Raw genomic sequence first — 11243 nt, 5'->3', positions numbered from 1 at the left:
CTCGCAAAATGCAGCTTCTTTTTTGTGATTCAAGCTTTGCTGACGTTAAGGAGCGCCTTGTATGCCGGATATTGTGGTGATGTTTTTCTTGCTGGGGCTGGTTGCCGGGGCGGTGAAATCCGATCTTGAAGTCCCCAAGGCCACCTACGACACTCTGAGCCTGCTGCTAATGCTGACCATCGGCCTGAAAGGTGGTATGGCACTTTACGGCAATATTCACTGGGGGCTGGTGCCCGAACTGCTGGGTGTCGCCCTGCTTTCGGCGTTCATCCCACTGCTGCTGATGCCGATACTGCGTCGCCTGGTACGCCTGTCATCGGCAGACAGCGCCAGCGTTGCAGCCCACTACGGCTCAGTCAGCGCCGGCACCTTTGCGGTAGCGCTTGCTTATGTAGAAGCCCGCGAGCTGACGGTCGGCAGTGAAGTGACGCTGTATCTGGTGGCCATGGAGCTACCGGCCATCATGGTGGCGATTGCCTTGTTCCGGCGCCACCAGGGCGCTGCCGTCAAGGAAAGCACCAGCAAGCTATGGCATGAAACCCTGACCAACCGGGGGTTATCCTGCTGACCGGCGGTGTGCTGATCGGTGCGCTTTACGGCCCTGTTCAAGGCGCTGCGGTCACAGATCTTTTCACCAATGCCTTCAAGGGCGTATTGGCACTCTTCCTGCTTGAAATGGGCCTCACCGCCGCACAGACCCTGCGCCCTACTCCCTGGCATCACTGGCGTCTGGTCACCTTTGCCCTGGTCACGCCGATAGTGCTGTCACTGCTGGGGATTCTGGTTGGCGCCTTGGTCGGCTTACCCATCGGCTCGGTGGTGATTCTGGCCGCCCTGGCCGCCAGTGCCTCCTATATTGCCGCCCCCGCTGCCATGCGCGCAGCGGTTCCCCAAGCCAATATCGGTTTAGCCATGCTGGCGTCCCTGGGCGTTACCTTCCCGCTCAACGTCATGCTCGGCATACCGCTTTATCATCGGCTGGTCGAACATCTGCTGGGCTAGCGCTGCTGTGCTTTAAATAGAAAAAACCCGGAGGCGAGAAACGCTTCCGGGTTTTCAGATGGGCTATTTAGCCAGACCTCAACCGCATTTGGACCAGCCGCAACCGGCGTAACAGGTCGGGCAGCCGTCCATCATAATCAGCTCACCGCGGCATTCAGGGCAATGGCCAACCACGGCGGGGCCACTGCCTTCAGGCTTTTTGCGCTGCTATCTGCCTCATTGGCCGCGCCACCGATCGGCTCGACGGCACCGCTTGCGGTAGCCGCTTCTGGCTCATCCGCTGGCGGCTGCCAGGCGTGGCCGTGCTGCATACGGTGATGATAGCGCTCCACCAGGGTTTCCACCGGTACCTGGTTGCCGTCCTGATCAAGAAACCCGCGACGGTAAAGAATCTGCTGGATCGACCAGGCAATCGCCGAGACTTCCGAATCATGGAACATTGGCTTGCCCCAGCGGTTCCAGCCGCAGCGCACCAGGCCCTTGTCCCAGGCCACTTTACGCAAGTCGGCCACGGCCTGCGTGACATAACCGCCGCGCGCCGCCAATGACAAGCTGCGCATGGTGGCGGTGATCCACTGGTGCTCGCTGGAAAGCTGGCCGGAGGGGAAGAAGAACTCCACCGGGCGCTCGATCACCACCCGCTTTCCGCCCACCACGCCTTCTACCGGCATGAAGGACACCAGCAGGTAGACTTTCTTGCGCCCTTCAGCGCCCACATAGGAAATTTTTTCAGACACCGCTTCCAGGGTGCCTTCCGGACGCGATGGAATGCGCACCGTCAGCGGGTCTTCTTCCAACAGCGCCGCCGCCTGGGGGCGGGCTCGTCCTGTTTGATGCGATAACCGACAATCTTCGAGGTAATTTCAACCGTCATGTGTGTTCTCCACGAAACCAAGCAAGTGATGGTAGCAGTATAGGATATCCGCTACGCCCGGCGGCGCAGCGGGCGGCCCTTACCATTTGCCGTAAGTGCCTTCTTTCAAGCCATCAAACAGGTTGGCGGCGTTGTGCTCTTCACCATCGTAAATGACTTTTTCATCACCGCTCAGCTCAACGGTTTCACCGTTTTCCAGCTCAAACACATAGGTGGTGTTTTTCAGGTCATCTTCGCGTACCAGTACGCCCTGGAAGGCTTCCGGGTTGAAGCGGAAGGTCGTGCAGCCTTTCAGGCGGCTTTCATAGGCTTGCAGGTAAAGATCCTGGAACTTCTCGAACGGGAATTCAGTGGGCACGTTAACGGTTTTAGAAATCGCTGAATCCACCCACTGCTGGGCAGCCGCCTGAACGGCAACGTGCTGCTCGGGGGTCACCGCATCAGCGGTAATAAAGTAATCCGGCAGATCGCTTTCTACCGCATCCGCGGCAATAAAGTGCCGGTAGGCGGCCAGCTCAAACGAGACAACCTCGACCTGCTCCTTGGTCTTTTTGCCCGACTGGATAATATTGCGGAAATAGCGGTGCGAGAACGAAGGCTCGATACCGTTGGAGGCGTTGTTACCCATCGACAGCGAAATGGTGCCGGTCGGGGCAATCGAACTGTGGTGGGTAAAGCGCGCGCCGTGTTCTGCCAGCTGGGCGACCAGTTCCGGCTCAAGCTCAGCGACCTTGGCCATATACTGGCTGTAACGGGCATGCAGAATGCGCCCCGGCACTTTATCGCCAATTTCGTAGCCGTCTTTTTTTCAGCTGGGGGCGCTCACGCATCATCTTGGCGGTGATGGTGTGCTCTTCTGCCAGCACCGGCGCCATGCCTTTTTCCTTGGATAGCTCCAACGCCTGCTTCCAGCCTTCCAGCGCCAGGTGGCGGCTGACTTCCTCGGTGAAGGCCAGTGATTCCTTGGAACCATAGGGAATCTTGAGCATGGTCATGGTCGAACCCAGGCCCAGAAAGCCCATGCCGTGACGGCGCTTGTTTTCGATTTCACGCTGCTGCTGGGGCAACGGCAGGCCAGCAATTTCCACCACGTTGTCGAGCATGCGGGTGAACACCGCAACGACTTTGCGGTAGCGCTCCCAGTCAAAGTGCGGTTTGTCGCCGAAGGGGTCAATCACAAACTTGGTCAGGTTGACCGAGCCCAAAGGCAGGCGCCTTCCGGCGGCAACGGCTGCTCACCGCAGGGGTTGGTGGCACGGATATCCTCGCAGAACCAGTTGTTGTTCATGCGGTTGACCTGATCAATCAAGATAAAGCCCGGCTCTGCGTAATCGTAGGTGGAAGACATGATGGTGTCCCACAGCTCGCGGGCCTTGATGACTTCCACGATGCGGCAGGCCACGCGGCCTTCGTCGTCAACCGTGTAGCCGTCTTCCACCACCGGCCAGTCGCGGTAGATAAGGTCTTCCGGCTTGACGTCGTCTTTCTCGCCCGGATGCAGCGGGAACGCCAGCGGCCAGTCGGCATTGTCCTTGACCGCTTCCATGAATTCATCGGTGATCAACAGGCTGAGGTTGAACTGGCGCAGACGCCCGGACTCGCGCTTAGCCTGGATAAATTCGCGCACATCCGGGTGGCCGACATCAAAGGTGCCCATCTGGGCGCCACGACGGCCACCGGCGGAAGCCACGGTGAAGCACATCTTGTCGTAGATATCCATGAACGCCAGCGGGCCATTGGTGCCGGCACCGGCACCGAATACAAAGGCGCCCTTGTGGCGCAGGGTCGAGAAATCATAGCCAATGCCAGCCCCGGATTTCAGGGTCATACCGGCATCGACTACAGAGTCAAGAATATCGCGCATGGAATCGCGGATGGTGCGCGATACGGTGCAGTTGATCAGGCTGACAGCAGGTTTGTATTCTTCAACGCCGGCATTGGAAAGAATCCGCCCTGCCGGAATGGCACCGTGTTCCAGCGCCCACTGAAAGCGCGGCAGCCACTCGTCTGCCTTGTCACCTTCTACCGCTGCCAGGGCGCGGGCCACCCGCTCATAGGTGGCGCTGACATCCTGATCCACCGGTTGGCTGTGGCGATCCTTGAGCCGATACTTGGAGTCCCAGATTTCCTGTGAAGGCGCCTGCAATGGAACAGCATTGGATGTTTTTACGGCTTTGGCAGCAGTACTCATGTGGCAAAACTCCTTCATCAACGGGTTATTCTCGGCCCAAAACGCAAGGCATTATACGGTCTGAAAATAGCAAGTATAGTCTTGACAGACACCATATAGGCTAATTTTTTTGTAAAAAAATACTAGATATAGAAAAATCAGTACCTTAGCCTTTTGCCTTGGCCAATGTCGTTGTAGGCTTGCATTTTTGCCTGGGAAGAGCCTGCCATGGGTACACGCACCTTTTGTAAGAATTTATCCTTTACCCTCTTGGCTATTGGCTGTTTACCCGCCCTGGCGTTGGCCACGCCCTATAACATCAGCGATGCCCAGCGCCATCAGCACTGGCAGTCAATGGCGCTATCGCTTGGGAATGAGCGGCATTTTCGCGCGGTAGAGACGCACAGCTATTCGGATGCCACCTTCAGCGTCAATGCTACCCAGGGTATTTGTGACCTGCCCTGGCTGGAAATGCGCGTCACCCTGGAAACCCTGCAAGGCGAGGACACCACCCTGAATATGGTGCCAACCCTGGTGCGTGTGGATGACCGGCCAATTCATCAAGGCGTCGCGGAATTTATCACCCAGCGCGGCGACGACGGCTTTTATGCCCATTTCTACCTGAACGGCCTGGAGACCCTGCTGGAGGAAATACCGACTGGTGATCAACTGTTTGTTGCCTTTGAACAGGGTGAGCGTGATCCCTGGCATATGACCTTCAGCCTGGCGGGCGCCGACGCCGCCCTTGCTCGCCTGCAGGCAAGCTGCTCAAATAATGGTAGTGAAAACAAGCAAGACGATGATTTACGCCCGCCGGTGTCACTTTACAGCGAAAGCGCTTCGACAGGCGACGGCCGCGAGAACCAGTAACCCTGATAGGTCCGGCAACCTTCGGCATACAGCCAGTCGCGGTGAGCGCCGGTTTCCACGCCCTCGGCGATGACCTCAAGCTCCAGGCTGTGGGCCAGGGCAATAACGGTGCGCACAATCGCCGCATCCGCCGGGTCTTCCAGCACGTCGCGTACAAAGGACTGATCAATCTTGAGCTGATCCAGCGGCAGGCGTTTGAGATACGCAAGGGAGGAATAGCCGGTACCGAAATCATCCAGCGAGAAGCGCACGCCCAGTTGGCGCAACTGCTCCATCCGGGTGCGAATCACGCCCAGATCTTCCATCAGCAGGTTTTCAGTGACTTCCAGTTTGAGCCGGTGAGGATTGGCCGCGGTGCGCGCCAGCACCGCTTCCACCTGGGCCACAAAGCGCGGCTGGCGGAACTGGTTGGGGCTGACGTTAACCGCAATCGTCAACCCTTCGGTGGCAGGTGAACGGCTCCATTGGGCCAGCTGCTGGCAAGCCGTTTCAAGTACCCACTCCCCGATCTCGCCAATCAGATGGCTCTCTTCTGCGACCGGAATAAAAATCCCCGGCGACACCATGCCGCGAACCCGGTGATGCCAGCGCACCAGGGCCTCAACGCCCATCACATCGCCTTCGGCGTTAACTTGGGTCTGGTAGAACAGCGCCAGCTCCTGGCGCTCAATGGCATAGCGCAGATCACCTTCCAACTGAGCACGATCAACCACTGCCGCATGCATCGAGGGGTCGAAGAAGCGCAGCGCGTTGCGCCCCGCGGCCTTGGCCTGATACATGGCTAGATCAGCCTGCTGGAGAATCGCACTCACCCCTACGTCATCGCCATGAAAAAGGGTAATGCCGATACTGCCGCTAATCTGTAAGGTGTGGCCTTCCACCTCAATTGGTTCCAGCAGGGCACTCAGCAATTTACGGGCAGTGGCCTCGGCACCCTGCATGGCGGCTGCTTCACTTTCGCCCAGCTCATGCAGCATGACCACAAATTCATCGCCACCCAGGCGCGCCACGGTATCGCTGTCTCTGACCACTCCCGCCAGCCGTTCGGCCACGCCTTTCAACAAGCCATCCCCCAGGTAATGGCCGAGGCTGTCATTGATGGTCTTGAAGTTATCCAGATCAATAAACATCAACCCGCTGTAGAGGCCTTCCCGCTGAGTTGCCTTGAGGGCGGCTTCCAGGCGATCAATTAACAAGCGGCGGTTGGGTAACAGAGTCAGCGAATCATAGAAGGCCAACTGGTGAATCTCCTGCTCGGCAGCTTTGCGCTGGGTAATATCACTCAGCGTTGCCACGTAGTGGGTCACCTCTTGCTGGTCATTGCGTACCACACTGATGGTTAGCCATTGCGGGTAAACCTCGCCGTTCTTGCGCCGATTCCACACTTCGCCTTGCCAGCGGTCATGCTTGTTCAGGTCTTGCCACATGGCGCGGTAGAAGGCCTTGTCATGGCGACCCGAGCTGAGCAGTGCCGGGGTCTTGCCCATCACCTCGCCTTCAAGGTAGCCAGTGATATCGCTAAAGGTGTGGTTAACCTGAATAATGCGATTGTGGGCATCGGCGATAAACATGCCCAGGTGGGTTTCGAACGCCATGGCGGCAATCTTGAGCTGGGCCGCTTCAAGCTCGGTGGCCTGCTGGGCGCGGGTGCGAGTGGCCACTTCCTTGGCCAGCTGATTGCGATGCTCACGCAGAGCCTGTTCGGCCACATACAGCTGGCGATAGTGACGCAATGCCAAAGAGCCTAGCCCTATCAGCAACAGGCACCCTATCAGCAACGCCCAGAAGCGCCGCCACCAGTCGTACAGGTAGACGGTGGTATCTTCTCCCACAATCACCAGCCAAGGCGCCATTTCCAGCTTATAGCCGGTGAACAGGCGCTGGTCGCCATCCAGCGGCGAGTGGCGTATCCAGCTGTTATTGTGGTGATGGGAATCCAGAAATCTGGCCAGCTGCGGCGTATCCACCCTGATATCCATCAGGGTGGCCGCTTGGCTGCCCTCGCCGCTGCGCTGCACCATCAGCTGCTGGGCAACGTCCAACAGCGCTACGCTGTCGCCTTCGCGTAATGGCAATTGGTTGACCAGATTTACCAGGTGGGATGGCGACAGCCAGGCTACCGCCAGCGCTTCCAGCTGCCCCTGGCTATCTTCAATCCGCAAGGCGTGTAGCAGGTATGGCGTGCGTTCGGCATCGCTGGCGTGAAAAACCCGAGAGACCCCACTTTGCTGGCCATTGTCAGTGGCCAGCGCCAACAGCAGCGTCCAATCTTCCGCTGATAAAGAAGAGGTATAAGTACCGGCTATCACACTGCCATCCGGCGTAAGAAGAGTCACCTCGTCCCACACTGGCAGGCTATGACGGCGGCTGTCGAGCAGCTCGCTCAGCTCAGTATTGGAGAGATGACCCGTGGTCATCAGTTGATACAATTCATTGACGCCGCGCAGCGAATGCAGTGAGGTCTCCAGAGCGCTTTCCAGCCATTGAGCCACCATTTGAGCACTGGTTTCGGTACGCGCCTGGGCTAGCTGTTGCTGATTAAAATAGTAGTGGCGCATCTCCCAGGCCACTAGCCCCAGTAGCCCAACCAGCAGGGCACAGGCACCCCAGGTGGCGCGGCGCGGTGACATCCAGCGGCTTAGCAGTGCACGTAGCATCAGGCTTGCCCCCTTCAGCCACTTCTACCCGATTACGCCCAGCATGCTTGGCACGATACATAGCCTGATCCGCCCGGGCCACCAGCGTTTTACAGCTGTCTTCCGGCTGCCAGGCGGCCACCCCCACGCTGACCGTCAGCGATGTATCCAGACCTTCAACGTGCAGGGTGGTAATCAGCACGCGCAAACGTTCCGCCAGCCCTGCCAGGGCCGCACAGTCAGCGTGGCGCGCCAGCACCACAAACTCCTCACCGCCCCAGCGCCCCAGATGGTCGCAGCCACGCAAAGACGCTTCTACCTGATGCGCCAGAGTCACCAGCACATCATCACCCAACGCATGGCCATAGGTATCGTTGATGGCCTTGAAGTGATCCACATCGAACAGTAACACCCCAAACTGTGCTCCGTAGCGCTGAGCAGCCACCAGCTCGGCGTCAATGGCCTGTTCAATCCGGTAGCGGTTCCACACCTGGGTCAGCGGATCAAAATGGGCCAACTGTTCAAGGCGCTGATTGGCGCTGGCAAGCGCCTTGCGCTCACGCTCCAGGTGGTCATTGAGCTGGCTGATCTCATAGCTGGAAATTGCCAGGGTCAGGTCTTCGCCCAGATCCACCGCCGCCAGACGTTCCACCCGCTGCCACGCCTCACTGCGTCGGGCGGTGGCCGCTTTCCGCCTGGCAGCGCTGGGTGGCGCAGTTAGTAAAGCCGTTGACGAATCAAGGGGGCGTATTGCCCAATAGCGGGTTTCTGACTGTTCGGGGCGGAATAACAGCATCCAGCCGTTTTGCTGCTGGCTGAAGGGTAGCGCCATGGCCAGGGCACCACAGCGATCCCCCATCGCCAGGGAACGGGTCAGCGGATTTTCGGCCAACTGGCGAGTACACCAGGGGCCGCTATAACCATGAGTGCGTGCCAGACGCTTGACCCACTGATCAATGACCCCGACCTCGAGCGTTTTTCCGGCTGAACAGACGTTGCCGTTTATCCATAGCGCTATACCATCGGCACGGAACAGCTCCATCCAGGTATTGGCCTGCGCTTCAAGCAGCTGTTGCGGGCTGCGCGGCTCCTTGCGGGCGGTGCTGGCCAGCACCAAGCTATCTTGAACACGCTGCAGGAAGCGGGCCTCCTGACGTGCTCGCAGCAACAACAGCCGCTGAGTGGTCATCTGCACCAGGGCACGAACCGCATCGCGCACGGGGGCGGCGTTGGGTGGCTAGCCGCTGAATGGCAGATCACCATCCCCCAGAGATCCTTGTCTCCCTGCATGGCAACATTCAAGGCACCACATACCCCCAGCTGCTTTAGATAATCTACCCGCGCGGGGCTGGGCGCGCGCACCAGGGTGGTATCCAGTGAACAGACTTGCTGCGCGCTGCTTTGCAGGCGTTCGGCAGGCGTGAAAAAGTCATCTGAACCGGCGGCACCTGAACATTGGGAATATAACGCATTGGATGGCGTTCGTAGCTGCGCCGCAATAACAGCGGAAAATCGCTGGCAGGAAAGTACTGACCAAGCAGAGTGGGCAGTTTTCCACCCCGAGATTCTGCCCGTATCAGGCCATTCCAATCGCTATCAAAATGGCACACCACGACCCGGTCGTGCCCGGTCAGTTGTTGAATGGCATCGACCAGATAGTCCAGCAACACTTGCTGGTGGGTGGCGTCAGCCAAGTGCATCAGCCACTCATTCACGGCCCCGAGAAGGCGCTGCTTGCCCAGCGACTGTAGCGCCTCAATTTCTATCAGTACGCAGTGGGCGCTGCGCACGGCATGTAGCTGGTAGCGTACTTGTCGCCCATCAGTATGGCGCACAAACGTCAGCGGCGCTGGCAGGCGCTCTCGGCCTTGCAAGTCATGGTGCAAGCGTTGGCAAAGCCGCTTGCCGAGCAGACAGGCAAGCGATAGGCGAGACGTTATTGCAGCATCCGCCCCCAGCAGGCCAATCAGGTTATCGCTAACCGCATGTACCTGGCGGCATGCACTGTCTGCCACCACCAGAGCACCAAAGGGCTGTATCTGCCATAGCGGTAGAGTGGATGCGCTATTCATGAACTATTTTTCACGGGTCGTATTTTATTGATCCCCATCACAGTCTATGACAATGATTGACGATAAATGATTAAGAATGGTGGCTTGTAGTCATGGCTGACCAGCGTTCAGAGTTGCTGACGCAGGATCAGTTCTACCCGTCGATTGGCGGCCCGCCCCTCTGGTGTTGTGTTATTTTCCATCGGCTGGGTATCCGCATAGCCCACGGCACGCATCCGATAGATATCCAACCCTTCACTTTCCAGATGACGAACCACGGCAATCGCACGGGCGGCCGACAACTCCCAGTTGGACGGAAAGCGTGCCGTGGCAATCGGAACATTGTCAGTATGCCCTTCCACCGAAATCTGGCCGTCAAAGGATTCCAGCACTTCCACCAGGCTTTCAATCACACCGCGCCCCTGGGCGGTCAGCTCTGCCTGGCCGCTGGCAAACAAGAGGCTGTCATCAATGCGTAACGTGACACCCTCACGCCCCTGTTCCACATTCACCCCGGGAATACTCAAGCCGGAAAACTGCGGTTGCAGGCCATCGCTGCGCGGCATGATCCCGGTCGCCAGAGTCGCCAGCGGGAAAGACGGCACGGCACCGGGTGGGCGCTTGGCCTCCGCATCACTGGCTTCGCCACTGCCTGCTGGCGTGAGTGCCAGCAGCAGTACAAAGAGCGTGATCAGCAGCGTCAGCACGTCCAGGTAGCTAGTTAGCCAGCTTTCATCATCCCCACTGTCGACGGCAACCGGTTCCAGAGTGCGCCGGGTATCACGATCCAGCATGGCCAATTACCCCTTACGTGGCTTGACATTAGGATCGCGGATTTCGTCGTGGTAGTTGGCCACGAAGGAGTTAAGCGTTTCCTCAATAAACGACGGCAGGCGGCGCTTGGTAATCAACGAAATACCTTCCAGCACCATGTTCATGGTAATCAGGCGCTCTTCGGTGCGGCGCTCCAACTTGACGGCGATCGGCTTGAAAATCAGGTTGGCCAGCAAAATCCCGTAGAAAGTGGTCAACAGCGCCACCGCCATACGTGGGCCGATGACTTCAAGATCACCGGCGTCCATCACTTCAAGCATATTCACCAGCCCGACCAGAGTACCAATCATGCCGAAGGCTGGCGCATAGGTGGCCATGGTGCGGAAAATCTGCGCTTCAGCATGCTCACGGGCCTTGAGACGGGCAATCCGCCAGCGCAGCATATCGAAGATCTCATCTTCCTTGGTATTGGCAATTACCAGCTGAATGCCAGAGCGCAAAAACGGATTGCGAGTGTACTGCAAGGCATCCTCGACTGCACGAACGTCGCCTTTGAACCATAGCCGCGACATATCCACCAGCTCTTTGATGTCATCGCGCACATAGGTATTTTCACGTCGGAATACCACGCCGACCAGGCGCACTACCCTCAGCACCTCGCGCAGCGGATAGCTGATAAAAGTGGCGGCTAGGGTGCCGGTCACCACGATCGCCAGCCCCGGCAGATTGAGAAAGCTTTCCGGCGATTCAGCCGTAAAAAAGAGAACACTGACCAGCAGCACAATGCTGGCAAACATACCGATTAGCGTTGAGGGGTTCATCAACGGCTCCTTGCCGGTCTTTCAATTAAATGGAAAACAGGCGCC

Annotated in this window: 6 protein-coding genes and 3 pseudogenes; 2 read left to right on the top strand and 7 right to left on the bottom strand. The window is 58.3% G+C overall.

Annotated elements, in window-relative coordinates; all coding sequences use genetic code 11:
- Positions 1–61 precede the first annotated feature (61 nt).
- Positions 62–1002: pseudogene (locus HLB35_RS12385) on the top strand (sodium-dependent bicarbonate transport family permease).
- Positions 1003–1080: 78 nt separating this feature from the next.
- Here HLB35_RS12385 and HLB35_RS12380 read toward each other — a convergent pair.
- Both HLB35_RS12380 and HLB35_RS12375 read right to left on the bottom strand, forming a co-directional pair.
- Positions 1081–1876 (bottom strand): annotated as a pseudogene (locus tag HLB35_RS12380) (ribonucleoside-diphosphate reductase).
- Positions 1877–1955: 79 nt separating this feature from the next.
- Positions 1956–4067 (bottom strand): annotated as a pseudogene (locus HLB35_RS12375) (adenosylcobalamin-dependent ribonucleoside-diphosphate reductase).
- A gap of 207 nt (positions 4068–4274) precedes the next feature.
- Here HLB35_RS12375 and HLB35_RS12370 point away from each other — a divergent pair.
- Complete coding sequence (locus HLB35_RS12370; RefSeq protein WP_216601517.1) at positions 4275–4916, top strand: hypothetical protein; 642 nt, start codon at positions 4275–4277, stop codon at positions 4914–4916.
- On the opposite strand, the gene HLB35_RS12365 is transcribed toward HLB35_RS12370, so the two are convergent.
- From HLB35_RS12365 to HLB35_RS12350, 5 genes are all read right to left on the bottom strand, one after another.
- Positions 4871–7573: a bifunctional diguanylate cyclase/phosphodiesterase gene (locus tag HLB35_RS12365; protein ID WP_171702825.1), complete on the bottom strand. Its 2703-nt coding sequence runs from the start codon at positions 7571–7573 to the stop codon at positions 4871–4873. The genes HLB35_RS12370 and HLB35_RS12365 overlap by 46 nt on opposite strands.
- Positions 7455–8771, bottom strand: a complete 1317-nt coding sequence (locus HLB35_RS17370) for a sensor domain-containing diguanylate cyclase (protein WP_328731785.1) — start codon at positions 8769–8771, stop codon at positions 7455–7457. The genes HLB35_RS12365 and HLB35_RS17370 overlap by 119 nt, the downstream gene beginning before the upstream one ends.
- 115 nt (positions 8772–8886) lie before the next feature.
- Positions 8887–9624, bottom strand: a complete 738-nt coding sequence (locus HLB35_RS17365; protein WP_235937169.1) for a phytochrome family protein — start codon at positions 9622–9624, stop codon at positions 8887–8889.
- A gap of 107 nt (positions 9625–9731) precedes the next feature.
- Complete coding sequence (locus HLB35_RS12355; protein WP_171702824.1) at positions 9732–10397, bottom strand: OmpA/MotB family protein; 666 nt, start codon at positions 10395–10397, stop codon at positions 9732–9734.
- Between the two features lie 6 nt (positions 10398–10403).
- Complete coding sequence (locus HLB35_RS12350) at positions 10404–11198, bottom strand: motility protein A (protein WP_171702823.1); 795 nt, start codon at positions 11196–11198, stop codon at positions 10404–10406.
- Positions 11199–11243 lie beyond the last annotated feature (45 nt).

It is taken from the genome of Vreelandella azerica, assembly GCF_013112225.1.
GTDB classification, from domain to species: domain Bacteria; phylum Pseudomonadota; class Gammaproteobacteria; order Pseudomonadales; family Halomonadaceae; genus Vreelandella; species Vreelandella azerica.
The sequence above is the reverse complement of the archived record's forward strand: the minus strand, read 5'-3'. Positions and strand labels throughout refer to the sequence as shown.

Excerpts from the sequence above, each read along its gene's own strand:
- HLB35_RS12370 (WP_216601517.1), top strand. The coding sequence starts at position 4,275 with ATGGGTACACGCACCTTTTGTAAGAATTTATCCTTTACCCTCTTGGCT.
- HLB35_RS12365 (WP_171702825.1), bottom strand. The coding sequence starts at position 7,573 with ATGCTACGTGCACTGCTAAGCCGCTGGATGTCACCGCGCCGCGCCACC.
- HLB35_RS17365 (WP_235937169.1), bottom strand. The coding sequence starts at position 9,624 with ATGAATAGCGCATCCACTCTACCGCTATGGCAGATACAGCCCTTTGGT.
- HLB35_RS12355 (WP_171702824.1), bottom strand. The coding sequence starts at position 10,397 with ATGCTGGATCGTGATACCCGGCGCACTCTGGAACCGGTTGCCGTCGAC.
- HLB35_RS12350 (WP_171702823.1), bottom strand. The coding sequence starts at position 11,198 with ATGAACCCCTCAACGCTAATCGGTATGTTTGCCAGCATTGTGCTGCTG.